The organism is Stenotrophomonas sp. 86428_Sma (assembly GCF_056481585.1).
This window is the reverse complement of sequence record NZ_CM151156.1, coordinates 417,776-444,743: the sequence shown is the minus strand read 5'-3', so window position 1 is coordinate 444,743 and position 26,968 is coordinate 417,776. Positions and strand designations below refer to the sequence as shown.

The 26,968-nt window shown below is 66.3% G+C and carries 24 protein-coding genes; 11 read left to right on the top strand and 13 right to left on the bottom strand.

From position 1 onward, the window contains the following. Nucleotides 1-29 precede the first annotated feature (29 nt). Nucleotides 30-2,717 (bottom strand): pyruvate dehydrogenase (acetyl-transferring), homodimeric type, encoded by a 2,688-nt coding sequence (aceE, locus tag ACZK3J_RS01965; protein WP_159359708.1) that lies wholly within the window; start codon nt 2,715-2,717, stop codon nt 30-32. Nucleotides 2,718-3,285: 568 nt separating this feature from the next. On the opposite strand from aceE, the gene ACZK3J_RS01960 reads away from it, so the two are divergent. Together ACZK3J_RS01960 and ACZK3J_RS01955 are read left to right on the top strand one after the other, a co-directional pair. Next, nucleotides 3,286-3,846, top strand: coding sequence for a PadR family transcriptional regulator (locus ACZK3J_RS01960; RefSeq protein WP_049399094.1), 561 nt, complete (start codon nt 3,286-3,288; stop codon nt 3,844-3,846). A gap of 59 nt (nt 3,847-3,905) precedes the next feature. After that, nucleotides 3,906-4,703 (top strand): siderophore-interacting protein, encoded by a 798-nt coding sequence (locus ACZK3J_RS01955; protein ID WP_478476350.1) that lies wholly within the window; start codon nt 3,906-3,908, stop codon nt 4,701-4,703. Between the two features lie 94 nt (nt 4,704-4,797). Here ACZK3J_RS01955 and ACZK3J_RS01950 read toward each other — a convergent pair whose 3' ends face one another. Continuing rightward, nucleotides 4,798-5,631 (bottom strand): hypothetical protein, encoded by an 834-nt coding sequence (locus ACZK3J_RS01950; RefSeq protein ID WP_478476349.1) that lies wholly within the window; start codon nt 5,629-5,631, stop codon nt 4,798-4,800. Between the two features lie 209 nt (nt 5,632-5,840). On the opposite strand from ACZK3J_RS01950, the gene ACZK3J_RS01945 reads away from it, so the two are divergent. Next, a complete protein-coding gene (locus ACZK3J_RS01945; protein WP_121504743.1) occupies nt 5,841-6,242 on the top strand; it encodes a hypothetical protein in 402 nt (133 codons plus the stop codon). A gap of 605 nt (nt 6,243-6,847) precedes the next feature. Here ACZK3J_RS01945 and ACZK3J_RS01940 read toward each other — a convergent pair. After that, nucleotides 6,848-7,555 (bottom strand): YceI family protein, encoded by a 708-nt coding sequence (locus ACZK3J_RS01940; protein WP_005407837.1) that lies wholly within the window; start codon nt 7,553-7,555, stop codon nt 6,848-6,850. An 86-nt stretch (nt 7,556-7,641) separates the two neighbouring features. Next, nucleotides 7,642-8,232, bottom strand: coding sequence for a malonic semialdehyde reductase (locus ACZK3J_RS01935; RefSeq protein WP_004139510.1), 591 nt, complete (start codon nt 8,230-8,232; stop codon nt 7,642-7,644). Between the two features lie 120 nt (nt 8,233-8,352). On the opposite strand from ACZK3J_RS01935, the gene ACZK3J_RS01930 reads away from it, so the two are divergent. From ACZK3J_RS01930 to ACZK3J_RS01900, 7 genes are all read left to right on the top strand, one after another. Continuing rightward, a complete protein-coding gene (locus ACZK3J_RS01930; RefSeq protein WP_478476348.1) occupies nt 8,353-9,318 on the top strand; it encodes a mitochondrial fission ELM1 family protein in 966 nt (321 codons plus the stop codon). Between the two features lie 154 nt (nt 9,319-9,472). Further along, nucleotides 9,473-9,700 carry a hypothetical protein gene (locus ACZK3J_RS01925; RefSeq protein ID WP_004139505.1) on the top strand — a complete coding sequence of 76 codons (228 nt, stop codon included), beginning with the start codon at nt 9,473-9,475 and terminating at the stop codon, nt 9,698-9,700. A gap of 48 nt (nt 9,701-9,748) precedes the next feature. Beyond that, nucleotides 9,749-10,600, top strand: coding sequence for a DUF2145 domain-containing protein (locus tag ACZK3J_RS01920; protein WP_121504740.1), 852 nt, complete (start codon nt 9,749-9,751; stop codon nt 10,598-10,600). 19 nt (nt 10,601-10,619) lie between these two features. After that, entirely contained in the window at nt 10,620-11,123 is a 504-nt protein-coding gene (locus ACZK3J_RS01915; RefSeq protein ID WP_478476347.1) for a hypothetical protein, read from the top strand. A gap of 32 nt (nt 11,124-11,155) precedes the next feature. Further along, entirely contained in the window at nt 11,156-11,671 is a 516-nt protein-coding gene (locus tag ACZK3J_RS01910) for a hypothetical protein (protein WP_478476346.1), read from the top strand. Between the two features lie 75 nt (nt 11,672-11,746). Then, on the top strand, nt 11,747-12,307 hold the full coding sequence (locus tag ACZK3J_RS01905; RefSeq protein WP_004139497.1) for a queuosine precursor transporter: 561 nt from the start codon (nt 11,747-11,749) through the stop codon (nt 12,305-12,307). 70 nt (nt 12,308-12,377) lie between these two features. Beyond that, a complete protein-coding gene (locus tag ACZK3J_RS01900; protein WP_157805918.1) occupies nt 12,378-12,545 on the top strand; it encodes a hypothetical protein in 168 nt (55 codons plus the stop codon). A 245-nt stretch (nt 12,546-12,790) separates the two neighbouring features. On the opposite strand, the gene glnE is transcribed toward ACZK3J_RS01900, so the two are convergent. Continuing rightward, nucleotides 12,791-15,586, bottom strand: a complete 2,796-nt coding sequence (glnE, locus tag ACZK3J_RS01895; protein ID WP_478476345.1) for a bifunctional [glutamate--ammonia ligase]-adenylyl-L-tyrosine phosphorylase/[glutamate--ammonia-ligase] adenylyltransferase — start codon at nt 15,584-15,586, stop codon at nt 12,791-12,793. A 385-nt stretch (nt 15,587-15,971) separates the two neighbouring features. Here glnE and ACZK3J_RS01890 point away from each other — a divergent pair, with 385 nt between their 5' ends. Next, nucleotides 15,972-17,486 (top strand): acetyl-CoA hydrolase/transferase family protein, encoded by a 1,515-nt coding sequence (locus tag ACZK3J_RS01890; RefSeq protein WP_478476344.1) that lies wholly within the window; start codon nt 15,972-15,974, stop codon nt 17,484-17,486. A gap of 72 nt (nt 17,487-17,558) precedes the next feature. Here ACZK3J_RS01890 and hglS read toward each other — a convergent pair whose 3' ends face one another. The 8 genes from hglS to ACZK3J_RS01850 form a co-directional block, all read right to left on the bottom strand. Beyond that, a complete protein-coding gene (hglS, locus tag ACZK3J_RS01885; protein ID WP_478476343.1) occupies nt 17,559-18,923 on the bottom strand; it encodes a 2-oxoadipate dioxygenase/decarboxylase HglS in 1,365 nt (454 codons plus the stop codon). 165 nt (nt 18,924-19,088) lie between these two features. Then, entirely contained in the window at nt 19,089-19,577 is a 489-nt protein-coding gene (locus tag ACZK3J_RS01880; protein ID WP_049462171.1) for a hypothetical protein, read from the bottom strand. A gap of 31 nt (nt 19,578-19,608) precedes the next feature. Beyond that, nucleotides 19,609-20,361: an HAD family hydrolase gene (locus ACZK3J_RS01875; protein ID WP_032130030.1), complete on the bottom strand. Its 753-nt coding sequence runs from the start codon at nt 20,359-20,361 to the stop codon at nt 19,609-19,611. Between the two features lie 95 nt (nt 20,362-20,456). Next, nucleotides 20,457-20,867, bottom strand: a complete 411-nt coding sequence (locus tag ACZK3J_RS01870) for an EF-hand domain-containing protein (RefSeq protein ID WP_049437070.1) — start codon at nt 20,865-20,867, stop codon at nt 20,457-20,459. A gap of 232 nt (nt 20,868-21,099) precedes the next feature. Continuing rightward, complete coding sequence (locus tag ACZK3J_RS01865; protein ID WP_100437722.1) at nt 21,100-21,471, bottom strand: hypothetical protein; 372 nt, start codon at nt 21,469-21,471, stop codon at nt 21,100-21,102. Nucleotides 21,472-21,682: 211 nt separating this feature from the next. After that, nucleotides 21,683-22,396, bottom strand: coding sequence for a M15 family metallopeptidase (locus tag ACZK3J_RS01860; protein WP_478476342.1), 714 nt, complete (start codon nt 22,394-22,396; stop codon nt 21,683-21,685). Then, a complete protein-coding gene (locus ACZK3J_RS01855) occupies nt 22,329-23,882 on the bottom strand; it encodes a serine hydrolase domain-containing protein (protein ID WP_478476341.1) in 1,554 nt (517 codons plus the stop codon). The genes ACZK3J_RS01860 and ACZK3J_RS01855 overlap by 68 nt, the downstream gene beginning before the upstream one ends. A gap of 55 nt (nt 23,883-23,937) precedes the next feature. Then, nucleotides 23,938-26,961, bottom strand: coding sequence for a TonB-dependent receptor (locus tag ACZK3J_RS01850; RefSeq protein WP_478476340.1), 3,024 nt, complete (start codon nt 26,959-26,961; stop codon nt 23,938-23,940). Nucleotides 26,962-26,968 lie beyond the last annotated feature (7 nt).

The window sequence follows — 26,968 nt, the reverse complement described above, 5'->3', positions numbered from 1 at the left end:
CCATTCACTAATGTCCTCAAGAATTCGAATCAAACCCCAACAGGATTAGCCTTCTCCGGATCAATCTTGTACTGCTTGATCGCCCGGGCCACATCCTTCGCGGTCATCTTCCCTTCCTTCGCCAGCGCCGCAATCGCGGCATGCGCGATGTAGTACCGGTCAACCTCGAAGAACCTACGCAGGTTCGCACGCGTATCCGAGCGACCAAACCCATCCGTACCCAGCACGGTGTACGACATCGGCACGAACGCACGGATCTGGTCCGCATACGCGCGCACATAGTCGGTGGCGGCAATCGCCGGGCCCTGGCGGCCTTCCAGCAGCTCGGTCACGTAGGCCTTGCGCTGCTCACCTTCCGGATGCAGGCGGTTGGCACGTTCCACATCGAAACCATCGCGACGCAATTCGTTGAAGCTCGGGCAGCTCCAGATATCGGCGGTCACGCCGAAGTCCTTGTCCAGCAGCTCGGCCGCGGCAATGGCTTCGCGCAGGATGGTGCCCGAACCCAGCAGCTGCACGCGCAGCTCGCCCTTCTTCGGCTTGCCGGCGTCGGTCAGCAGATACATGCCCTTGACGATGCCTTCGGCCGCGCCTTCCGGCATTTCCGGGTGGGTGTAGTTCTCGTTCATCAGGGTGACGTAGTAATACTCGTCCACCTGGTCTTCCATCATGCGCTTGGTGCCGTGCTGCAGGATCACCGTCACTTCGAAGCCGAAGGTCGGGTCGTAGCTGCGCACGTTCGGGATGCCACCGGCCACCAGATGGCTGAAGCCATCTTCGTGCTGCAGGCCTTCACCGTTCAGCGTGGTGCGGCCGGCGGTGCCCCCCAGCAGGAAGCCGCGGGTACGCATGTCGGCGGCCTGCCAGGCGATGTCGCCCACGCGCTGGAAGCCGAACATCGAGTAGTAGATGTAGAACGGCAGCATCGGCACGTTGCTGACCGAATAGCTGGTACCGGCGGCCATCCACGAGCTGATCGCGCCCGGCTCGCTGATGCCCTGCTGCAGCACCTGGCCGCTCTGGTCTTCGCGGTAGAACATCAGCTGGTCGGCGTCCACCGGCTTGTACTTCTGGCCGAACGGCGCGTAGATGCCGATCTGGCGGAACAGGCCTTCCATACCGAAGGTACGGGCTTCGTCGGCCACGATCGGCACAATGTGCGGGCCCAGTTCCTTGTCACGCAGGGTGATGTTCAGGCTCTGCACGAACGCCATGGTGGTGGAGTAGCTGCGCTCGCCGCTGCTCTTCAGCAGGCGGTCGTAGGCTTCCAGCTTCGGTGCCACGAAGGTCTTGTCGGCCTTGCGGCGGCGCTGCGGCAGGTAACCGCCCAGCGCGGCACGGCGTTCCTGCAGGTACTGCACTTCCGGCGAATCCGGGCCCGGGTGGTAGAACGGCACCTGGCCGTCGGCCAGCTGCGCGTCGGTCACCGGAATGTTGAAGCGGTCGCGGAAGTGGCGCACCGCTTCGTCGTCCAGCTTCTTGGTCTGGTGGGTCGGGTTCAGCGCCTCACCGGCGCTGCCCATGCCGTAACCCTTCACGGTCTTGGCCAGGATGACGGTCGGCATGCCCTTGGTGTTCACGGCCTGGTGGTAGGCGGCGTACACCTTGTGCGGGTCGTGGCCACCACGGTTCAGGCGCCAGATGTCGTCGTCGGAAAGGCCGGCGACCATCGCGGCGGTTTCCGGGTACTTGCCGAAGAAATGCTCGCGGGTATACGCGCCGCCGAAGGCCTTGCAGTTCTGGTATTCGCCGTCGACGGTTTCCATCATCAGCTTCTTCAGGACGCCATTGGTGTCCTTGGCCAGCAGGGCATCCCAGTAACCGCCCCACAGCAGCTTGATCACGTTCCAGCCGCCGCCACGGAACACGCCTTCCAGTTCCTGGATGATCTTGCCGTTGCCGCGCACCGGACCGTCCAGGCGCTGCAGGTTGCAGTTCACCACGAAGATCAGGTTGTCCAGGCCCTCACGGCCGGCCAGGGCGATGGCACCCAGGGTTTCCGGCTCGTCGCTCTCGCCGTCGCCGATGAAGCACCACACCTTGCGGTCGGACTTCTCGATCAGGCCACGGTTTTCCAGGTAGCGCATGAACTGCGCCTGGTAGATGGCGGCCAGCGGGCCCAGGCCCATCGACACGGTCGGGGTCTGCCAGTAGTCCGGCATCAGCCACGGGTGCGGGTACGAGGACAGGCCACCGCCGTCCACTTCCATGCGGAACTTGTCCAGCTGCTCTTCGCTGATGCGGCCTTCCAGGAAGGAACGCGCGTAGATGCCCGGGGCGCTGTGGCCCTGGATGAACAGCAGGTCGCCCGGGTGGTTTTCGCTCGGGGCGCGCCAGAAGTGGTTGAAGCCCACGTCGTACAGGGTGGCGCCGGAGGCGAACGAGGCAATGTGGCCGCCCAGGTCGCCCGGCTTGCGGTTGGCGCGTACCACGGTGGCCATCGCGTTCCAGCGGATGATCGAACGGATGCGCCATTCCAGTTCGGCATTGCCCGGGCTCTTGGCCTCGAGCTGCGGCTCGATGGTATTGACGTACTCGGTGGTGGGAGAGAACGGCAGGTAGGCGCCCGAACGACGGGTCAGTTCCACCATGCCTTCCAGCAGCTGATGCGCGCGCTCGGAGCCCTCGACATCAATAACGGCCTTCAACGACTCGATCCACTCCTGGGTTTCCACAGGATTCGGGTCGTTGTTCAGCACCTCGTTCAACCAGTTCATTAGCGCTCCCATAACCGCACGCACGCGCGCGACTGTTGTATAGATTTCTAGACCGCAAAGTGTAGCGCACCAAGGGCTTTCGTCACTTGGCTACGCAGGCGTATGGATGCAACCGGCCGGTGTCCGCAAGGGGCTTGCCGGGCCCGCTGAAGGCCCTGCGGCGGGCCTTGGCGGCTGCGCGGGCTGTCGCTTGCGGGCTGCTGCGCCCATGTGCAGGACGCAGTGTTACCGCGGCCGATGACGGTTGTGGGGCAGCGCCACGCCCACCTGTATCGGCTGCGCGTGCCGGCGCTGAACGGGCGACAACGTGTCGCACCTGCCTCTGGATCGCCCCCCGCCCTGCCCTCAGGGTAGGCCTCGAGTGTTGGCCTCGCCCGCTTCGGTCCGCCGTCTGGCCCTGCCTCACTCCCTTCCACAGTGTTGCCCGGGGCGCCTCGCAAGGGGCGCCCTTTTTGCTGTGCGCGGGGCCGGCCGTGGCCCAAAACTGACCTGCTTGTGGCCGGATCGATGATTGTCGGCTTCGATATATCGATATATCGTTTGCACACTCGTTTACCGATATATCGAAATGAGCCGTACCGCTTCTCCCAGAGCCCGTTCCACCAATCCGGAAGTGCCACGCCGCAACGGCCAGCCGCGGGTGCTCAGCCGCGGCGACCTGCGCCTGCTGGTGCTGGCCCTGATCGGCGAGCAGCCGCGCCACGGCTACGAGCTGATGCAGCTGATCAGCAATCAGTTCATGCAGGCCTACACGCCCAGCGCCGGCACCATGTACCCGCTGCTGGCCAGCTTCGAGCAGGCCGGCTGGATCGAGGCCGAGGAAGTGGACGGCAAGCGGATCTTCCGCATCACCACCGCCGGCGAGTTCGAGCTGAAGGTGCAGCGCACCCAGGTGCGCCTGGCCCAGCGACGCGCCTTCGACCGCGCCCGCGAGATCACCAAGGCCTCGCTGCCGCCGCCGCTGGCCGGTGCCCTGCGCGAGTTCAAGCGGGCGCTGGTGCATCACCACGGCCGCTGGGCCGAGGGCGAGGCGGAAGAAGTTGCGGCGCTGCTGACGCGGGCATCCGCGCTGCTCAACGGTACGGCCGGTAGCGAGAGCCAATCCTTTTCAACGACCCAGCCAGACTGAATCCAGCCAGGTCTCCCCTACGCCGCGCAGCACTGCGCGACACCTTTACAGGTAACCCAATGACCGAACACAACAACACGCGCCTGCGCCTGGATGTGCGCTTCCGTGAACTGACCGTGCTGCGCACCGAAGAGGTCACCCCGCACATGCGCCGCATCGTGCTGGGTGGCTCCGAGCTGGCCGGTTTCGATTCGCCCGGCGCTGACGACCACATCAAGCTGTTCTTCCCCAATGCCAGCGGCGAGATGGTGCTGCCGGTGGTCACTGCCGAAGGCCGCAGCTATCCGGCCGGCAAGGAGCCCTCGCCGGCCCGCGACTACACGCCGCGCTGGTGGGACCACGAAACCGGCGAGCTGGCCATCGACTTCGTGCTGCACGACCAGGGCATTGCCGGGCCGTGGGCCGAGCAGGCCAAGGCTGGCGACACGCTGGTGATCGGCGGCCCGCGCGGCTCGTTCGTGGTGGCCGACAGCTACGACGCCTATGTGCTGATTGGCGATGAAACCGCGCTGCCGGCCATCGCCCGCTGGCTGGATGTGCTGCCGGAGGGTGCCGAGGTGCAGGCCTTCATCGAAGTGAGCGATGAGGACGAACGCCAGGACCTGCCGCAGTACGAGAACGTGCGCATCCACTGGCTGGAGCGCAACGGCTTCCCGGCGGCCAGCAGCACGCTGCTGGAAGACATGCTGACCGACTTCGAAGCGCCGGACGGCGACGTCTTCTACTGGATCGCCACCGAATCGCGCCGCGCACGGATGATGCGCAAATTCATCGAAGGCCACCTGGGCGTACCGCGCGACTGGATCCGTTCCACCGGCTACTGGAAGGCCCACCCGGACGAAACCGACGGCGATTGACCGGGCAGCCGGTGGGTGCGGACCCTGCTTGGTGGGTGCGGACCGTTGGTCCGCACGCCCTGCAACAGGTAGTGCCGGCCGCTGGCCGGCAACCTCATGAACCTTCGGCAGCAACCTGCAACTGCCGGCCAGCGGCCGGCACTACCGCGTTGGATGCCACCTGCCGCTTCCACCCGAACCGCTGCGCGGCCCAGATCTCCAGCGCCACCAGCAGCGCGATGATCAGCAACGGCAACAGCAGCCCGAAGTACACGCCGGGCATCATGCCGTTGATCTGCGCCTTCACCAGCCGCAGCACACCACGGGTGTGCAGCAGCTCATCCACATGCATCGTCAGCGCCTCGCGCACCACCTTGGGCTCCAGCCCGACCGTGCCGGCCTTGTCCACCAGCGTGTCTTCCACCATGCCGCGCAACAGGCCTTCGCGCACTTTGCCGATCACCCAACCGGTGCCGCGCGCCAACGGGCCGTTGCCAAGACGATCGAGGCCAGGCAACGGATGTTCGCTGAGGTAGGCCGAGGCGATGGTGTCGGCCACATCCCCCACCGTGCCCTGGCTGCGCAATGCCTCGCGCATGCGCGGGTCGTCCAGCGAATCGGTGAAGCCTTCGCTCCAGCCTTCCACCAGGGTCTGCAGGCGCGGCTGGAAATGATCGAGCTGCTTGAACAGCGCGCGGTGCGCGCCAGCAGTAAAGCCCAGCTGCAGGCCGAAGAAGGCGGTGGCCAGCGGCAGCAGCACCACGTAGCTGGCCAGCAGCCAGTGATGCCAGCGCTTGCGCCGCTGCAGCCAACCGCGGCGGTACAGCCAGCGCCAGGCGAAGATGCCCAGCACCAGGCCAAGCAGCGTACCGAGCACGCTGCCGCCCACCAGGTCGAGCACGCTCAGGCCCGTCCAGAATTCGTTCAACCAGTACTGCGTGTCCTGCATGGGTCTTCCTTCCGTGGGTGGTACAGCGGGCCATTGTAGAGCCGAGCCCATGCTCGGCTGCTCTCCGCCTCCGGTGGGTGCGGACCGCCATCGACTGGTGGGTGCGGACCGTTGGCCCGCACACTCCCATGCAATTGCCGGCCAGCGGCCGGCACGACCCGCCAAGCAATGCGACAATCGCGCTCCTTTCCTGCAGCAACGAGGGCCACATGGCCAAACTGACCCTGGCCAGCGTGGATGCGCTGCGTACCCGCTTTGCCGATGACGCCGCCTGCGACGCGGCACTGGCCGCCTTCGCCGACACCGCTGCCCTGCGCGTACCGCTGCGTGAGCTGGTGGAAGCACAACACCGCTACCTGCAGGCCGAATTCGAAGTGGCGCAGGTGGCCGATGTGCTGCGCCGCGACCAGAAGTACGCGCCGGTGGGCCGGCCTTCGATCAACATCGTGCAGCTGCGCAAGCAGCAGGCCGCGACCAAGCAGGCCGCGCTGATCGCACGTCAGGTCGTGGCGCAGGCGGCGCAGACCTTCGTGCGCGTGAGCGGGCTGGCGGTGAAGGCCAAGCAGAGCCCGAGCGAAGCGTGTGGGGCGTGGTTGGGCGCGCTGCGCTGAACCCGCGTACCCGGTAGTGGCCAACCTTGGTTGGCCCGCGAAATGCTCGTGTGCCAACCAAGGTTGGCACCTACCAAAGCACTCTCCGGCCCTGCATGAACCGGTAGTGGCCAACCTTGGTTGGCCCGCGAAGTGCTCGTGCGCCAACCAAGGTTGGCACCTACCAAAGCACTCTCCGGCCCTGCATGAACCGGTAGTGGCCAACCTTGGTTGGCCTGCGAAATGCTCGTGTGCCAACCAAGGTTGGCACCTACCAAAGCACTCTCCGGCCCTGCATGAACCGGTAGTGGCCAACCTTGGTTGGCCCGCGAAGTGCTCGTGCGCCAACCAAGGTTGGCACCTACCAAAGCACTCTCCGGCCCTGCATGAACCGGTAGTGGCCAACCTTGGTTGGCCCGCGAAATGCTCGTGTGCCAACCAAGGTTGGCACCTACCAAAGCACTCTCCCGCCCTGCATGAACCGGTAGTGGCCAACCTTGGTTGGCCCGCGAAATGCTCGTGTGCCAACCAAGGTTGGCATCTACCAAGGCGTCCCCCACGCCCAAAAAAGAAGGCCCGCTTTTCAGCGGGCCTTCTGCCTTCTCACGACGAGTGAGCGGGGTGCATCAAGCCGCCGGCTTTTCGCCGGTGGCTTCGGTGGTGATGCGGATCTTCACTTCATCGCTGACGTTCGGGGCATACGCGCCGACGCCGAAATCGCTGCGCTTCAGGGTGGTGGTGGCATCGAAGCCGGCGGCCGGAACCTTGGCCATCGGGTGCTCGCCGCCGCCGTTGACGGTCACGTCCAGGGTGACCGGCTTGGTGATGCCCTTGATGGTCAGGTCACCGGTGACGGTCAGCTTGTTGGTGCCAGCGGCTTCCACCTTGGTGCTCTTGAAGGTGGCATCGGCGAACTTGGCGGCGTCGAAGAAGTCGGCGCTCTTCAGGTGCTCGTCGAACTTGGCGGTGAAGCTGTTCAGGCCGCTCAGCGGCAGCTTCACTTCCACGGTGGACTTGGTCACGTCTTCGGCGTTGTACACCAGGGTGCCTTCAACGTTGCCGAAGTGCGCGCTCGGGTTGGAGAAGCCAAAGTGGCTCCACTGGGCCAGCACGTCGGTGTGGGTCGGGTCCAGCTTGTAGGTGCCCGAGGCGATCTTGATCGCTTCGGCGGCCGGCGCGGCAGCGGCGGCATCGGCGGCCGGGGTGGCGGCCTGCTCGGTGGTGGCCGGGGCGGCGGCATCGGCGGCCGGGGCAGCGGTGTCGGCCGGCTTGGAGCAGGCGGCGATGGCCAGGGTCAGGGCCAGCGGCAGCAGCAGTTTACGGGTGGCGCTCATCTGAGGAACTCTCCGGATCGTAGGGTGGGTACACGGTGCAGCAAGAGCCTGCCACGGGACGGCAGGCCCGAAACCGATACAGCGACTTACGCGATGCGCGCCGCTTCGTCGAACGACAGGCGCGGCAGACGCGGGAACAGGCCCGCCGAGTCACCGTAACCCAGGTTGACCAGGAAATTCGACTTGATGGAGGTGCCGGCGAAGAAGGCTTCATCCACCTTGGCTGCATCGAAGCCCGACATCGGGCCGGCATCCAGGCCCAGCGCGCGTGCGGCCAAGATCAGGTAGGCGCCCTGCAGGCTGCCGTTGCGGATGGCGGCTTCGTGGCGGCCTTCCTGCGGGCCGTCGAACCAGGCCTTGGCATCGGTGTGCGGGAACAGGTACGGCAGCTTCTCGTGGAAGTCCAGGTCGAAGCCGATGATGACGGTGACCGGGGCGGCCATGGTCTTGTCGTGGTTGCCTTCGGACAGGGCCGGGGCCAGCTTGGCCTTGGCTTCCTTCGAGGTGACGAAGACGAAACGGGCCGGCGTGGTGTTGGCGGCGGTCGGGCCCCACTTCACCAGGTCATACAGTTCCTGCAGCAGGCTGGCCGGGACCGGCTTGTCGAGGAAAGCGTTCTGGGTGCGGGCAGTACGGAACAGCTGGTCGAGGGCAGCAGCGTCGAGCGCGTGGGACATCGGTGGATCTCCAGGGCGGCTAAAGGAAGTCAGTGCCCGCGGGCGGCGCGGGGCGAAACGACGAGCCGCAGTGTAGAGTGTCGCGACTGTTGCAACACCCAGCAGGGCTGAAACGAATTAATGCCACAGGTGAAACGATCGAGTGCGCCCTGGACGGTCACGGACGGCCGTGCGGGCAATGTCCGCCAGGCGGTCGCGCTGGCCTCTGCGCTGCGCCAGGGCACCCATCGCCCGCTGGTCCTGCAGCCCCGCGCCCCCTGGCGCTGGCTGTCGCCGCGGCGGCTGCCCGGTGATGTGAACGGCTACGGCGAGGCATTCGCGACGCTGGCCGCGGACGCGCCGCCGCTGGCGATCGGCTGTGGCCGCCAGGCCGCCGGCGCACTGCGCGTGCTGCGCGCACGTGGCAGCCAGGTGGTGCAGATCCTCGACCCGCGCATCAATGCCCGCCACTGGGACATGGTGGTGGTGCCCGAACACGATGCCCTGCGTGGCAGCAACGTGCTGACCTTGCTCGGCAGCCTCAACCCGGTGGATGACGACTGGCTGGCCTGGGGCCGCGCCGCGTTCGCTGGCTTCAGTACCCTGCCCGGCCCGCGCACCGCACTGCTGGTGGGCGGTCCGACGCCGCTGGCGCCATGGGACGAGACCGCGATGGTGGGCGTGTTCCAGGCGCTGGCCGAGCAGATCCGCAGCGAGGGCGGCAGCCTGCTGGCCACGACTTCGCGGCGCACGCCACCGGCATTGGCCGAGATCCTGCGCGCGACGTTCGCCGACCTGCCGCACGTGATCTGGGGCGACGGCGGCGACGGCACGAATCCTTATGGCGGCCTGCTCGGCTGGGCCAACCGCGTGGTGGTCTCGCCCGATTCGGTGAACCTGCTGTCTGAAGCCTGCGCCACGCGCATGCCGGTGATGGTGGCGCTGGCCGATACCGTGCAGGGCCGGCTGGCACGCTTCCAGCAGCAGCTGCGCGAGCGCGGCCGGCTGCAGGCGCACTGGCTGGACTGGCAGTACAACCGCATCGAGCCACTGCGCGAAACCGCACGGATCGCGGCAGAAGTGAAACAGCGCCTGGCAGCGGGGTAGTGCCGGCCGCTGGCCGGCAATGCTCTACGCGCTACCGAAGATCCTGACATTGCCGGCCAGCGGCCGGCACTACCGGGGTATCCAGCGATTTCTGAACATTTCGATCCAGCTGCGCGGTTAGAGTCCAACGTCCCCCATCACTCTGAACGTCTTCATGCGTACCTTGCTCCTGCTGCCCCTGGCCCTGCTCGCGGCCTGCTCCACCACGCCCACCGAGCTGGATCCGATTTCGTATCAATGCCAGCAGCAGTTGGACGCGTACCGCGAACAACCGGCGCTGCGCGATCCGAAGGGCCAGCGCCCGCCCCTGCCGGTGGCCCCGATCAGCGATGCCTGCGACAAGGAGCTCCAGCGCAAGGGCGTGGATCGTCCCCTGCGCTGAGCAGCGTATGATCGGCGCGCGGGCCTGCCCGCCGTTGAAGGTATCGACATGGATCGTTTCTCCCGCCTGCCGCGCGCCGCGCTGCTGATCGCCAGCCTGCTGGCGACCGCACCGGCCTGGGCCAACAGCACCGAATGCCGCGAGCGCTACCCGAGCGTGGCCGCGCAGGCGGCGATGCTGGACGTGGCCTGGACCACCGCTGAGCGCCTGGACGCGCTGCCCGATGTGGACGTGGTGGTGGCCGCGCGCGGTGGCCAGGACCTGAGCCGCTATGGCCTGCGCCACAGCCACCTGGCCTTCCTGGTGCGTGAGGACAATGGCCGCTGGCGCGCGATGCACCTGCTCAACCGCTGCAAGACCGACAGCTCGCAGCTGTACCACGAAGGGCTGGGCAACTTCGTCGGCGAAAGCGGCGGCCATACCGACCTGCGCATCGGCGTGCCCTCGGCGCCGCTGCGTGCCGCGTTGAAGGCGATGCTGGTGTCGCCGTCGATCCAGCCGAAGGCGCTGCACGAAACCAAATACAACGTGGTTGCCTACCCGTTTGCCACCGACTACCAGAACTCCAACCAGTGGGTGCTGGAGGTGCTGGCCGCGGCAATGGCGCAGGCCGAAGGCGCGCCGGCCATCGTCAAGCGCGAACAGGCGCAGCAGTGGCTGCGCCAGCAGAAGTACCAGCCCAGCGTGCTGCATATCGGCCTCGGCAAGCGCGTGGGTGCGCGCCTGTTCGTGGCCAACGCCACCACCACTGACCATCCGGCCGGCGAGCGCATCTCCGGCAACTATTCGGTGGTGACGGTGGAATCGGTGTTCGATTTCCTGCACCAGCGCAGCCAGCTGCAGCAGGAACTGGTGATCCCCCACGTGCCGGTAGCTGGTGCTGCCGCCGCCACGCCCTGAATCCAGCAAGGAGAACGACATGCGTACCCTGCCCGCCGTCCTGATGCCGATGCTGATCGTCGCAAGCCTGGCCTGGTCCACGGCCGCTCATGCAGAGCGCCGCATCGTGATCATCCACGACCCGGGCCCGCAGGGACCGAGCCTGGAGATGTCCACACAGATGGTGACGTCGGCCCGCGCGGCGGCGGCGAAGGAAGCCCAGGATGCCGCCGATGCTGGCCAGCCGCTGGCCCGCCCGCAGCAGATCAAGCTGCCGCAGATGCAGGTGAGTGCGATCGCCACCACCGTGGATGGCCGCCGCGAAGTGCTGCTGCGCGATGCCAACGACCCGCAGAACACCGCATCGATGCAGTACCCGCGCGGCATCGGCGATCCCGCCGTGCAGTTCACCGTGGGCCAGACCGTGAACTTCGAACCGACCGGCGCCGACCAGGGCTGGCAGTTGAAGGACAACCAGGGCCGTCCATTGGAATACCTGCCCGAGGCCACCGGCCCGCGCGACATCTTCGATGCCCGGCGCTGAGCCGCCGTCCCCACCCTGACCAGGAGGTCTCCATGTTCCGTTGCCTGCGCGTTCCCGCCACTGCCCTGCTGCTTTCGGCGCTGGTGGTGCCCACCGTCCATGCCGGCGCCGCGCCGCAGTTGAACAGCGGCCAGACCAGCGTGCTGGTCACGTCGCTGATCGTGCTGTCGATTCCGTTGGCCACGTTGATGGGACTGGCCGAACTGTCCAAGGCCCCGTTCAAGGCCAGCGAGCGCAACGGCAAGGTCGCCGCACGCACGCCGGCGGTGCCGCTGCCACCGATGGAAGTGAAGCAGGTCGCCACCACGCCAACCGGTGATCGCCAGGTGCACCTGCAGGTGCCCGGCAAGGCCGACCAGACCGCAACGCTGCAATGGCCGGCGGCTGCAGGCGATGACCCGATTGCCGGTTTCGTCGTCGGCCAGCAGGTGCGCTTCGACCCGACCGACGCGGGTGCCGGCTGGACCGTGAAGAGCGCGCAGGGCCAGGCGCTGGCCTATGTGCCGACCGCCTATGCCGCCGGCGATGTGATGAGCGAAACGCTGTAAAGCTGAACGGCCGGTTTTGGCATTGCCGCGGGCCGGGCGGATAATGGGCGATCCCCTTTGTCCCCCTGGCTCGCCATGTCCGTGCGTCCTGCCCCTGTGTTTGCCCCGTTGACCGCCCGCGCCCTGGTGCTGGCGGTGCTGGCGATGGGCGCAGTGGTGCTGCTGTCCAACGTGCTGGTGCAGTACCCGATCAACGATTGGCTGACCTGGGGTGCTTTCAGTTACCCGGTCGCGTTCCTGGTCAGCAACCTGATCAACCGCCGCTTCGGCCCGGGCCCTGCCCGCCGCGTGGCGTGGATCGGTTTCGCGGTGGCGGTGCTGCTGTCGATCTGGGTGGCCACCCCGCGCATCGCCATTGCCTCGTGCTCGGCCTTCATCGTGGCGCAGCTGCTGGACATCACCGTGTTCGACCGCCTGCGCCGTGGCAGCTGGTGGCGCGCACCGATGGTGGCCACCACCTGCAGCGCCACGGTGGATACCACCATTTTCTGGTCGATCGCGTTTGCCGGTTCGACCCTGCCGTGGGTGAGTTGGGCCGCTGGCGACCTGGCGGTGAAGCTGGCGATTGGCGTCTGCCTGCTGGCCCCGTTCCGCGCACTGTTGTGGAAGATGGCGCCGCTGCGCACCACCAGCTGACCGCCGTTGCTCTGGTAGGTGCCAACCTTGGTTGGCACGCTGTTGCCGGGGTCATGAACGCTGACGGATTGTGCCAACCAAGGTTGGCACCTACCAACAGCAGGCCAATGCTCAGATCATTGATCCGGCGGGCCATCGCAGGGCTATTGATCCGGTAGTCGCCAACCTTGGTTGGCGCTTTGCATTCATGCCAACCAAGGTTGGCAGCTACCAACAGCAGGTCATCGCCGGCCATTGATCCGGTGGGTGCCGACCGTTGGTCGGCACGCCCTGCAGAACCCATCGCTGCCGACAGATGGTGCCGACCAACGGTCGGCACCTACCAACGGCGGGTCATCGCCGAGCCACTGATCTGGTAGCTGCCAACCTTGGTTGGCGCTTTGCATTCATGCCAACCAAGGTTGGCATCTACCAACAGCGGGTCATCGCCGACCAATGATCCGGTCGGTACCCACCCAAAGTTGTTGCAGCATTTGCACCCACTCAGGCGAACGGCAGCTCCGCGGCGATGCACGCGGCGGTAATCGCGGCACACGCGTCTTCAATCGCGGGCGTGGTCGGTGCCAGTCGCGGGCGCCGGTCCAGGGTGCAGGCCAGGCCCACGTCCAGCAGCGTGGCATGTGCTCCATGCAATGCCTGCGCCGTGTCTTCCGGCAGGAAACCGGCAACGGCCAACGCATCGATCAACGAAGGTGTATCGCGCGGCTGCAGCAGCGCTGCATGCCGGGCGCTACGCGCCAACACGCCGGTCTGCAGCAGGAACTCCAGGTCCACCACGCCACCCGCACCCTGCTTCAGGTCCAACCGCGAGGCATCGCTGCGGTCAAGTTCGGTGCGCATGCGGCCGCGCATCTTCAGCACGTCCGCGTACAGCACACCCGTGTCGCGCTCACGCCCAAGCGTCTGCGCACGCACCTGCTCGAAGTCGGCCAGCAGGCTGGCATCGCCGGCCACGCCACGCGCGCGCACCAGCGCCTGGTGTTCCCAGGTCCACGCGCGTTCGCGCTGGTATTCGGTGTAACTGGCCAACGAAGACACCAGCGAACCCTTGCCACCATCCGGGCGCAGGCGCACATCGATGTCGTACAGGCGGCCGGCAGCGGTGACCGCACCAAGCAGCGCCATCACCTTCTGCGCGAGGCGCGCATACCAGCGCCCCGGCTCCAGCGGACGCGCGCCATCACTGGCATCTACGCCGGCCGGGTTGTCGTGCAGGAACACCAGGTCCAGGTCGGAACCGAAGCCCAGTTCAAGCCCACCAAGGCTGCCGTAGCCGATGATCGCGAAGCGCCCGCCGGGAATCTCGCCGTGTGCGGCATGCATGTCCGCTTCGGCCATCGCCAACACGGTGACCACCACGGCCTGCGCCAGCTCGGCCAGTTGCCGGGTGCTGTCCACCGCACCCTGGCGGCCATCCAGCGTGGCCATCGCCATGCGGAAGCTGAGTGCCAGCCGCGTTTCATTGAGCCAGCGCAGTGCGGATTCGGGATCTTCCACCGCCAGTACCTGCTGGCACTCCGCCAGCATTCCGGCGGCATCCGGCATCGGCCCGGACACGCGCACGTCCAGCAGTTCGTCCAGCAGCAGCGGATACGCCGCCAACCGTTCGGCCAGCAGCGCGCTGCGCGCCAGCACATCGACCAACCGCGCCAGTGCGCTGGGCTGTTCGTCCAGCAAGGCGAGATAGCTGGTCCGGCGCAGCACCGCCTGCAACAGGCCGAGCACGCGCTTGAGTGCGGCATCCGGCTGCGGCGAACGCGTGGCCGCATGCAGCAGCGCGGGCAGCACGCGATCCAGCCGCGCACGCGCGGCATCGGACAACGACTTCACGCCGGTGCCCTGGGCGAAATCGCGTAGCGACTGGTCGGCGCCGTTGGCATCGAGGAAACCGGCTTCGGCCAGCAGCGGTGCGTTGCTGCCTTCGGGCAGGCTGCGCCAGTAGTTGGCCAGCGCGTCGGGCGCGGCCTGGCCCTTGCGCGGTGCCAGCAACGCGGCGAATTCGGTACTGACGCGCTGCTGCTGCACGGCCAGTGCCGCGCGCAGCACCTCCCAGTCCGGGTAGCCGAGCCCAACAGCGATGCGTTCGCGGTCAAGTGCGTCGCTGGGCAGCACATGGGTCTGCGCGTCACGCAGCATCTGCAGGCGATTTTCCAGCCGGCGCAGGAACAGGTAAGCCTCGCGCAATGCGCTGCCATCCTCGGGCGCGATCTGCCCGGCGGCCACCAGTGCGTCCAGCGCCACCAGCAGCCGACGCTCGCGCAATGCCGGTTCGCGACCACCGCGGATCAGCTGCAGCGCCTGGCACAGGAATTCGATCTCGCGGATGCCACCGGCACCGCGCTTGATGTCGTCGTGCAGTTCGCGGCGTGCGACTTCAGCGGTGATGGCCGCCTTCATTTCGCGCAGGCCGTCTAGCGCGGTGAAATCCAGGTAGCGGCGGTACACGAATGGGCGCAGGGTCTGCAGCCACGCCTCACCGGCATCGATATCGCCGGCCACTGCGCGCGCCTTCAGCCACGCATAGCGCTCCCAGTCGCGGCCCTCGCGCTGGAAGTACTGGTCCATCGCTGCGAACGACAGCGCGACCCGACCGGCGCTGCCGAACGGGCGCAGGCGCAGGTCGACGCGGTGGCTGAAGCCATCGACAGTGGTCTCGTCCAGCAGCTTGGCCAGGCGCTGGCCGAGACGGGCGAAATATTCTTCGGCCGCCAACGGACGCGGTCCATCGGATTCACCTCCCTGCGGATAGGCGTAGACCAGGTCCACATCGGAACTGAAGTTGAGCTCGCCACCGCCCAGCTTGCCAAGGCCGAACACCACCAGCTGCTGCGGGATGCCGTGTTCATCGGCGATGACGCCGTGACGCTGGGCGAATTCCTGCTGCAGGGCGTCCAGCGCCAGCCGCAGGCAGTCTTCGGCCAAAGCGGTGGCACCGGCCAGAGTCTGCGCCACGTCGTCCAGACCGGTCAGGTCACGCCAGATCAGCCGTGTGGACATCGCGGTACGCCAGCGCCGGATCTGCGCCGGCCAGTCGCTGGGCTGCAGCGGATCGAGCACCGGCGCTGGGATCGGCGGGCAGCCGGGCGCGGCCAGCTGTGCCAGCAAGGCCGGTTGCCGCACCAGGGTGTCCAGCGCGAAGTCGCTGGCCACCGCCAGCCGGGTCAGCAACGGCAGCAGGTTGGCCGGGATAGGCTCGGGCAGGACCTGGGCCAGGCGCGCCAAGGCGCGGTCGACAAGAGGCTGCAGGGAGGCGGGCACGTCAGCGGAGGCGAGGGTCATGAACTGATTGTATCGACCCGGCCGGGACGCAACGGACCCGGTAGTGCCGGCCGCTGGCCGGCAGATCCGACGATCCTGCCGAAGGTTGCTGGGGTTGCCGGCCAGCGGCCGGCACTACCGATAATGGAGACCGCGTATTCATACTGGACGACAGGCAATAAAAAAGCCCGCTTGCAGCGAACTGCCAGCGGGCTCTGCATCCCTCCCCCACGTCGGGATGCAGGGCCATCGTGCGGGCTGCGAAAGCACTTTGCACGCTGCACTGCAAAACAAAACCGGCGGGTTTGGGTGAGCCCCTGGGGAAAAGCCATTCCACGAAGGTAGAACCCCCCGTACGGATGAGGATGGCCGATAATCGGAATTCCCCCCAGCAACACGTGTCGTCATGTCTGTTGATCGCATCGCCAACGCGCGTCTCCGTGACCGCGTGGTCTCCGCAGAGGCCGCAGCCGCGCTGATCCAGCCCGGTGAAACCGTGGCCATGAGCGGCTTTACCGGCTCCGGGTATCCCAAGGCCGTTCCCGTCGAACTGGCCCGCCGCATCGAAGCGGTGCATGCCCAGGGCAACCCTTTCCAGATCAAGCTGATGACCGGCGCCTCCACCGCGCCGGAACTCGATGGCGCGCTGGCCAAGGCCGATGGCATCGCCATGCGCATGCCGTTCCAGAGCGACCCGGATGCGCGCAACCGCATCAACGAGGGCAAGCTGGATTACATCGACATCCACCTCAGCCACGTGGCCCAGCACGTGTGGTTCGGTTTCTATGGCGAGATCGATACCGCCGTGCTCGAAGTCTCGGCCATCCGCGAAGACGGTTCGCTGGTGCCCTCCACCTCGGTCGGCAACAACAAGACCTGGCTGGACCTGGCCAAGAAGGTGATCGTCGAGGTCAACGAATGGCAGCCGGCCGGCGTCGACGGCATGCATGACATCTACTACGGCACCGCGCTGCCGCCGCACCGCAAGCCGATTCCGCTGGTGAACGCCAACGACCGCATCGGCGACACCGCGCTGCGCTGCGACCCGGACAAGATCGTGGCCGTGGTGCGCACCAACGGCCCGGACCGCAACAGCCCGTTCAGCCCGATCGATGCGACCAGCGAGCAGATCGCTTCGCACCTGATCGAGTTCCTCAAGCATGAAGTGAAGAAGGGCCGTCTGCCGCCGAACCTGCTGCCGCTGCAGTCGGGCGTGGGCAATATTCCGAACGCGGTGCTGGCCGGCCTGGCCAAGAGCGGCTTCCGCGACCTGGCCGCGTTCACCGAAGTGATCCAGGACGGCATGCTCGACCTGCTGCGTGACGGCGTGCTGAGCTATGCCTCGTGCACCGGCTTCGCGCTGAGTCCGCAGGCCAACGAGACGTTCAAGGAGAACATCGATTTCTACCGCGAGCGCATCATCATGCGCACGCAGGAAATCTCCAACCATCCGGAACTGGTGCGCCGCCTCGGCTGCATCGGCATGAACGGCATGATCGAGGTGGACATCTACGGCAACGTCAATTCGACGCACGTGATGGGCACGCGGATCATGAACGGCATCGGCGGTTCCGGTGACTTTGCCCGCAACGGTTTCCTGTCGGCGTTCCTGAGCCCGTCCACCGCGAAGAACGGCACCATCTCGGCGATCGTGCCGATGGCCAGCCACGTGGACCACACCGAACACGACGTGTCGGTGATCGTCACCGAGCAGGGCCTGGCCGACCTGCGTGGTCTGACCCCGCGCAAGCGTGCGCAGGTGCTGATCGACAACTGCGCGCACCCGGATTTCCGCCCGCAGCTGCAGGACTACTTCGACCGTGCCAGCCGCGAGAGCTACGGCAAGCACACCCCGCATCTGCTGCCGGAAGCGTTGTCGTGGCACCAGCGCTGGCTGGATACCGGCACGATGAAGAGCTGAGATCCGGAGACTCTGGCAGAGCCGGCCGCTGGCCGGCTCCCCAGAACAGCCGGCCAGCGGCCGGCTCTACCTTCACGCGATGCGCAGCGCCGCCAGCGACTCAGCCTGCAGCCGCTCGTAGATCTCGAACTCGTCATTCACCGCCACGCCCAGCGCCTGCTCGAAGGCTTCGCGGTTGGCGTGTGCGGCATACGCACGCTGTTCTTCGCCGCCCAGGTTCGACTGGAAGATGCCCGCCGCACTGACCGGCAGGAAATCCTCGTAGACGATCGGGTCGGCGGTGGCCAGGCCGGCGGCCACCAGCACTTCGGCCGGCAGATCAGCCACGCGCTCCGGCGCGGCGCGACCGGCATCGGTCAACTGGTAGCGGTAATAGCCCAGGCCTTCCTGGCGCAGCGTGTCGTGGTCATCCGGGAAGCTGGCGAACACCGCCTGCAGGCGCTGGCCGTAGTCGCCGCCCGTGCTGCCTTCGCCACCGGCATCGCGTGCCTGCGACAGCAGCTGGTCGTAGAGCGCGCGGCCCTTCGGGGTCAGCGCAAGGCCACGCTGTTCGATCTCGCCGAAGCGCGCGGTGTGGGTGCCGGCATCGCCACCCTCGCTGTCCGGGAAATGCACGGCTTCTTCCAGTGCCTTGAAGCTGGTCTGGCGCAACAGGATCGGGCAGGCACGGCGCGGCGGACCTTCGATCACCGCCTTGGCGGCCATGCCATGCTCGATCATCGCCGCCTGCGCCGCGTCGATATCCAGCGTACGCGGGGTCAGATGGTTGATGTGCGGGCCACGGAAGCTGACCACGTCGGCCACCAGGCGATGCGCGTTGTGCAGCGCGTGGTAGGTCGGCAGATCGACGGTGGCATCGCCATGCCAGCGGAAGGTTTCCAGTGCTTCATCGACGAAGCGCTCGGCATCGGCCTGCGACAGCCCGCCATCACGCTCGGCCTGCTCGATCAGCGCCAGCGCGCCCTCGGTGAAGATGCGGCGGCGTTCGAGGATGCGCGCCGATTCGGCACGCAGCGCTTCATCTTCGATCAGCTCCAGGCGCAGCAGCGAGGTGAACACGCGGAACGGATTCTGCGCCAGCGCCGCGGCGGTGAGCGGGCGGAACGCGGTGGAATGCACCGGCACGCCCGCGACCGACAGGTCGTAGTAGCCGACCGGGTACATGCCCATCACGGCGAACAGGCGGCGCAGCGTCGCCAGTTCCTGCACGGTGCCGACGCGGATCGCGCCGTGGCGCTCTTCATCCAGGCGTGCGCGCTCGTCGTTGCGCTGCAGCTGCGCGGCCAGAGCGGGGTCCTGCTCCAGCACCTGCGCGTTGATCCGCTCCACCAGTTCCACCAGCGTGCCGTACAGCGGCACTTCGGTGCGGTACATGCGGGACATGGCCTGCGCGAACAGGCGGCGGATCACATCAGGCGAAACGAAAGAGGCGCTCATCAGTCACTCGATTACGGGAACGGGGAACAGCTCGAACCCGTATTGTCGCCGGAGCGCGGGGCCGCGGCGATATGCAGAGCAACATGAAGGAAATCGGTAGTGCCGGCCGCTGGCCGGCAACCTCCGGATGCCTGGAATGATGCAGTTGCCGGCCAGTGGCCGGCACTACCGCTTGAGCTGGCGCCTCAGGGTGGCATCCAGGGTGATCGGCCGGTCCCAGTGCTGGTAGCTGGCCACGATGGCATGGCGCACGGCGCGGTAATGCAGGTTGTCCGGCTTGGCCGGCATGCGCTTCACCACCGCCTCCCAGCCGCCCTCCGGGTCCTGGCTGAAGGCGCGCACGCTGTCGCGACAGGTCTGGCCGCTGGCCTTGGCCCAGAAGCAGGCGAAGTAGATATCCCCGGCCTGCCAGCCATGGGTGGTGAACAGCGCGCTGATGTAACCGCGCGGCACCTCGGCATAGCGCGACACTTCGTCGAGGAAGGCGTCGGGGTAGCGTTCGGCGTAGTGGTTGATGTCCTGCAGCTGGGCATCGACCCAGCGGTCACCGGTTTCCACCGTGTAGGCCGCCGAACGCTTGGCGGTCTGCTGGGCCAGCACGATGGCCGGCACCAGCAGCAGGGACAACAACAGCGCTCGCAGTCGGACGTTCATGCCACGATTCTGCCGCAGCCGCCGGGTCCTGTCAGGCCGCCGCCGAGGCCTTGGCCTCGATCGCGGCCAGTGCGGCCGGCCAATCATGGGCGGTATCGGCAGTGACCATGCGCGGTTCGTCGTCGGCCACGCCGTGCTGGGTCTCGTGGGCCCAGGTCACCGCGTACGGGGTATGCACGCCCCAGCCACCCAAGGTCACCACCGGCTCGATGTCCGAGCGCAGCGAGTTGCCGACCATCACGAAGCGCTGCATCGGCAGGTCGAATTCGGCCAGCACGCGGGCGTAGGTCTCCGGGTCCTTCTCGGAGACGATCTCGATGCGCGGGAACAGCTCGGCCAAGTTGGCGACCTTGATCTTCGCTTCCTGGTGGAACAGGTCGCCCTTGGTGATCAGCACCACCGGGTAGTGCTCGGCGATGGCCGCCACCGCTTCGCGCACACCGTCGATCAGTTCGACCGGGTGGCGCAGGGTGTCGTGGCCGATGTCCAGGATGCGCTGGATGTCCTTGGCCTCGATGCGCTGGCCGGTGATGTCGATGGCCGCTTCGATCATCGACAGCGTCATGCTCTTCACGCCGTAGCCGAAGGTACCCAGATGGCGCTGCTGCACTTCCAGCAGGTGGCGCGCGGTCTGCGTGTCATGCACGTCGACGTAGCGCGACAGCAGGTCAAGATAATCCTGCTCGGCCTTGCGGTAGTAGTCCTCGCTCTTCCACAGCGTATCGTCACCGTCAAAACCGACCAGGCCGATGGCGCGCGACGGCGCAGGCGTGGGGGTGTTCATCGCACAAGGATACAGGGGTGCTGGTGACGATAAAAACCCGGGCGGCCGCAGCCGCCCAGGTCCCCATGCACCGGTCTTCCCGAATCAGGCGTGGATCAGCGGCCCTGCGCCGCGCCGGCACCTGCACCTGCCTGCTGGGCGGCCACGTAGGCCTTGTACTCATCGGCGCTCAGCTCGCCGTCCTTGTTGGTATCGGCCTGGTCGAACACCTGGGCCAGGCCTGCGTTCACCTGCGCCTCGGTCTTGCTGATGGTGCCGTTGCCATCGGTATCGATGCTGGCCCAGGTCTGGCCACCGCCGTTGGCCTGCGCCGATGCGGCTGCGGCAGCGTTGGTCGCCTGGTCGGCGGCCTGGCCGGCCTGTGCAGCCGCCTGCTGGGCCTGTGCGGCCTCGTTCTGCGCATGCGCCGCCTGCTGCTTGGCCGACTGGGCCATCGCCGGAATGGCCAGCACGCTGCCAGCGGCGACGATCAGGGCGATCAGGGGCTTGCGGTTGCGAATAGTCATCAGGGGTGTCTCCTACCGATTGGGTGGTGTTGCGCGGCGTGTTGTCTCCGCACGGCACCTACCCTGCCACCGCGTTTCTGAATCGATTTTGCCCCGCGACCGGCGTCAACACGCACGATTAACCACTCACCTCCACGCATGCTTTAGCGCGGTGGTTAGCAGCAAGTGAGCGGCTCATAAGATGCGCATTCAGCGCTGCCGGATTTAACCGGCAGCGAACGAAAAACCTGCGTCAGTCGACGTTCTGAGCCGATGACCGCGAACTGAACACCACCCAGCCGAGGGCGACACCAGCGAGCGCGCCGGCGATTTCCAGCACCACCCGGCTGCCGAGTTCGTTCGGATCGTGGATGGTGGCGAGAAAAAGGCGCGCATACAGGGGCGACTCCAGACGCACGATGCCTATGTAGAACAGCTTCCAGGCATCGATGCCGGCGGAGATGATCACGGCGATGACGCAGGACCAGCCGATGGCGTGGCCGACCGTCCAGTGCAGGAGCCGGCACAGCTGCGACCACAGGAAGTACACCAGCAGCCCGACCAGCAGGGCAATGGCGCCCGCTTCGAGGGTACCGAGCAGGCCGAAGTGCAGGGGAAGGTTCATCGGGTGGGCAACGGTGGGATGGCGGCCAGTGTAAGGGATCTGCCCCGGACCCAATCCGGTAGCCACGGTAGATCCACGCCATGCGTGGATGAAATCTCCATCGAAATCGAATACTCCGATGATTGAACGAAAGGCGTCCACGCATGGCGTGGATCTACCGTGTCGACCAAGGTCGACACCTACCAACAGCAGCGCCCCTCTGCCGATGTCCCTACCGCACGGGGACGTCGTATGCGGTGCCCGGGTCCGGTTCGGGCTGCAGGGTGTAGTGCCACCACTCCTGCGGATAGTTGACGAAACCACGGCGCGCCATCGCCTGCACCAGCTGCTTGCGGTTCGCCTGCTGCGCAGCGCTCAGCCCGCTCGTCTGCGTATGCGCGCGTGGCCCGAAGAAATCGAAGTCGGTACCCATGTCCATCGGCCTACATGCACCACTGCCGCAATCCAGCAGCCCCAGATCCACCGTGGCACCGCGGCTATGGCCGGAGCGCTCGGCGATGTAGCCGTCGGCCAGCAGCCATGGCTTGTCCAGATCCGGGTACTGCAGAGCCTTGCGCGAGCGCTCGCGCGGATCGTTCACCCAGGCCATGAAGGCCTGCACCGAACGCACCGGCCGGTAGCAGTCGTAGAGGCGCAGGCCAAAGCCATCCGCGCGCAGGTCCTGTTCCACCTGTGCCAGCGCCTTCGCCACCGGCGCCAGCAGGTAACAGGACGGCCCCTCGTAACCCGGCACGCGCGCGCCGGTGAAGTTGTTCGCGCCGGCGTAGCGGATGTCCATCTCGATGCCTGGCGACAACGTGCGGATCTCCACGAATCCGGCGCTGGCGGCATCAGTGGCCGGCGAAACACGCGGCGGCTCAGCGGCGCTGGCGCTCGCTGCCAGGGCAGTCGCCAGTACGAGTGAAATGCAGGTCCTGGAAGTCATAGCTGAAGTCGATGTCCGGATCGATGGCACGCAGGTCCAGTGTGGGCGGTGCACCGTCACCGGGCTGCAGCCAGGCCTGTGCGTCTTCGCCCAGCGTATCCCAGCGCAGCAGCCAGCGCCCCTGCAACTGCAGCACGGCCGCCTGCAGCTTTGGCGACTTGTCCACGCTGAAGCGCAGGCCGTCCGCGCCCGGGCACAGTGAGGCCGGGCCCAGCCACGGATCGCGGTAACGGCCCTGCCAGTGCGGCAGATCCGTGCGGCTCGTCTCCTGCGCCGCAACGGTGGACGGCCGCTGATGCGCGGTTGCCGCACGAGCGGCCTGGTCCGCCTTCAATTCGGCCAGATACTCCAACGCAGGCCGCGCACCGTCCGCTGCGGTGAAGCGCTTCAGCGCGGCCTGCATCAACGCGGTACGCGCATCCTCGCCTTCACCGTTGATCAACATCACTACCCCCACCTTCCGGTCGGGCAGCAGCGCCAGCGACGAGTACATCCCCGACAGCGTGCCGGTGTGTGCCACCTTCCACTGCCCGTCCATGTCCGACACGCGCCAGCCATAGCCGTAGCCGTAGAAGTGCGCGTTGTCCCAGCGCCGCTGGCGTTCACCCAGCGGCATCGGCATATGGAATGTCCACAGCGTGCGGCGCTGTTCATTGCCCAACCAGTCCGGCACCAGCGCGGGGTCGAGCAGCACCTGCATCCAGCGCGTCATGTCGCGCAGCGAACAGCGGATGCCTCCGGCCGCCATGGACGGCAGGTCCGGGCTGATGGCACCGTCGGCGTTCACCACCGCATTGCGATCACCATGCCAGGCATGTGGCTGGGCGACGTTGCCCACGCGTTTCAGCGACCAGGCCCCCACCTGGCAGCGCGTCATGCCGAGTGGTTCGAACACCTGCTCGCGCATCAGCTGGTCATAGGGTTTGCCAGCGGCCGCAGCGGCCACTTCGCCGGCCACCACGTACATCAGGTTGTCGTAGGCATAGTGACTGCGGAAGCTGCTGACCGGCTTCAAGTGCGCCAGTCCGGCAATGATGTCGGCGCGGGTGAACGAGTTCGGTTCCGGCCACAGCATCAGGTCGCCGGCACCCAGGCCGAGGCCGCTGTTGTGGATCAGCAAGTCGCGCACCTGCATCTGCTGGCCCACCCATGCGTCATGCATGCGGAAACCGGGCAGGTGCCGCCGCACCGGGTCATCCCAGCGCAGCCTGCCCTGCTGCACCAGCCGCGCCAGCAACGCGGCGGTCATCGCCTTGCTGTTGGAGGCGATCTTGAACAGCGTGTCCTCGTCGATGCGGCCGCCATCACCGCGCGCGCCCTCGGCATGGCGATAGACCACCTGTCCGTTCTCGACCACCGCCATGGCCAGCCCGGGCAGGTGCTCGTGCCGGACCACGGCGGCGACATCGGTATCGAGGGGGGCGGTGTCGGTCGCCGATGCGGAGGGTGCGGCCAATGCCGCTGCGAGGATCAGCAGATGATGCATGCACGCTTCCCTTCCAATGCCCGCGCCGCCCACACGGACGGCACGGGATGCAGCCTCAGAAATTCCAGGTCACCACCAACTGTGTATAGCGCGGAGCCTGCCAGCGCGTCCCGGTGGCGAACGTCGCCTCGCGGTACTGGCCGGGCTGCGCTTCATAGCGCTGGTGCACGTTGATGGTCTTCTGATTGTTGAACAGGTTGTAGACCGACAGCCGTGCGCTGAGGTCGACGCCTTCCACCGGCAAACGCCACGTCACATTGGCGCCCATGGTCCACGTCCATGGCAGGCGACCGAACGCGCCGCGCGGACTGTACTCGAACTGTCGCTGGTTGTATGGGCCGGAGCAGTTGGCCACGCACAGCCAACCGGTGCCACCGCCACTACCTTCACTGGAGGTACTGCCACCGGCGATGGAGTCGTTTGGCCACATCACGCCATACGCAGTGATCGGGCCACCGGACTGCACCTGCAACGTGGTGCCGAAGGACCATTGCTTGTTCAGTGCGTACGCAGCTCGCAGCTTGAACTGGTGGCGGAAGTCGTTGAACAGTACGCCGTAGCGCTCGTTGGTGGCGGGGTGGTCCCAGAACTGGACCATGCCGGTATCACCGTAGTTGGTATCGGAGTTCACTGGTCCTTCGAAGTTGCCTTCACTCTTCGACCACAGGTAGGACGCGTTGAACATCCACTTCTCGTCCCATGCACGGTCGATCTGGAACTCCAGCGCCTTGTAGGTACGCTTGGGCTTGGAGTAACCGATCACCTCGCCGCTGCCGCCCTTTCGATAGCCGCTGTTGGCGGTGTCGATGGTGATCCAGCCTTCGTTGGCGCAGCCGATGCTCTTGTCGCCCCAGATCGTCAGGCTCTCGCCCGGATTGGCGATCGGCCACAGCGTGCTCGGGGTCGGGCCGCACGGGGTGTAGTTGATGCGGATGTCATCCAGCGCACGGGTCATCCGTCGATAGGTGGCGTTGACGCCCCAGGACCACGCCTGGTTGATCATGTTCTGGAAGCCCAGGATGTACTCGTCCTGGTAGACCGCCTTGAGATCGCGGTCCACGCTCTGGCGCAGGTCGGCACCGCCGGTGTTCATGCGTGTGTCGGTCGGCCCGATCTGCTGGCCGACGATCGGTGCCATGTACGGCGAGCCTGTCGGCGAGGTCTTCTGTTCCCAGCCATTGAGCACGTAGTAGCTGTATTCGTCGGTGAGACCACCGGCGAAGTTCACGTTGATGTTGTTGGTAACCGGCAGGTAGTAGCGGCCGGCGTTGCCGAACAGCTTGGTGCTGCCATCACCGCGCATGTCCCACGAGAAGCCCACACGCGGCGCGACCAGGTCGTCCATCTTGATGAACGCCTTGCCGGCGGCGGTGCGGTTTTCGAAACGGTCCCAGCGCACGCCGAGGTTGAGCATCAGGTTCGGAGTGATGTTCCAGATGTCTTCCACGTAGAAGGCATTGGCTTCAGTCTCGAACGTGCCTCCCGACTTGCGGTTGCGCGCACGCAGCATTTCGGTAACGCCTGCTGGCACGTAGGCATTGGCACCGTCCCAGACTTCATCGCCAGGTCGCGCTACGTAGGCCGTGTAGCTCAACTCGGTCGGACCGGGGTAGCGGGTGGACTGCTTTGTGGTCATCAGCTCACGGTCGACACCGAAGCGCAGCAGGTGATCACCCAGCTGCCATTCGAAGTCCAGTCGCGCCACGTCACGGGTATCGTCACGCTCGGCCACTGCCGTGCCGGTGGGGTGGCAGCCTGCGCGCAGGCCCAGCAGCTTGCCCAGCCGCGCGCCGTAGGTGCTGTCGGTGAACACCGGGCTGCAGGCCTGGTCCAGCGACGAATTGGTGAACGCACGCTGGTTGTTCTGGCCGACCATGGCGCGGGCGGTGAAGTTCTGGCCGAAGTGGCCGGTATAGGTGGCCGACCAGTTGCGACCACCCGTCTCGGTGACCGAATCACCGCCCCATGCACCGAGCTGGTCTGCGTTCCAGTTGTAGCCATACGAGGCGTTGGTGACGTCACCTTCGTCGGAGAACGCCAGCAGCGCCAGGCTGTGGTTGTCGTTGATGTTCCAGTCCAGCTTGGTGCCCCAGAAGCCGTTGCCGGAATCATTCTTGAACCAGGTACTGCCATCGGACGAGGTGTTGTGCCCTTTGTCACTGCGGTCTTCATACATCGCGAACAGGAACAGCTTGTCCTTGATGATCGGACCGGAGCCCCACACGTTGGTCTTCAGGAACGAGTTGTTGTCGCGGCTGCCATACGAATGCGGGGTTCCATCACGATGGAAGTGGTCGCCGCCGCTGGAGCGCCATGCACTGGGTTCAGCGGTGACTTCCACGCCGCCTTCGAACTCGTTGCTGCCCGAACGGGTCACCGCATTGATCACGCCACCGGTGGAGCGGCCGAACTCGACCGAGTATCCGCCGGTCTTGACCTGAAACTCCTTGAAGAAGGCGAACGGCGCGGTACTGAAGCCGCGACGGGTGTACATGTCGGTGACATTCAGGCCATTGATGAAGACGGCATTTTCAGCCACCGACGAGCCGGCGAAGGACAAGCCACCAAAGGACGAGTTGCCGCCGACCACGCCAGGCGCCATCAGTGCGACCGCAGACAGGTCCTGCGCCACAGGAAGGCGCGAGATTTCCTGTCGATTGATGTTGAAGGATGTTTCGGTGGAATAGACATCCACGCGATTGACGACGCGTGTGCCGACCACCTGCAGTGCATCGAGATTGGTGACGCCGCCGCCGCTTGCCAGATTGACCGTGGTGGTGCCGCCGATCGCGACGCTGACAGCAACCTGATCACCCAGCTTCTGGCCATCACGGCTGAGCTGCAACTGGTAGTCGCCCACCGGTAGCTGGCCAAGGCGATAGCTGCCATCGGCACCGACCGTGACAGAGCGGGTCAGGCCCGTGCTGTTGCTGATCACGGTCACCTGATCACCGGCGGTGGCACGGCCCGCCACCGCGCCGCTCACGTTCTGCGCCATTGCGGTGCCGGGCAGCATCACGCCCAGACACGCCCCGAGGGCGACGCACAACGCCGCCCGCTTGATGCTGTAAGCCTTCATCCCCTGC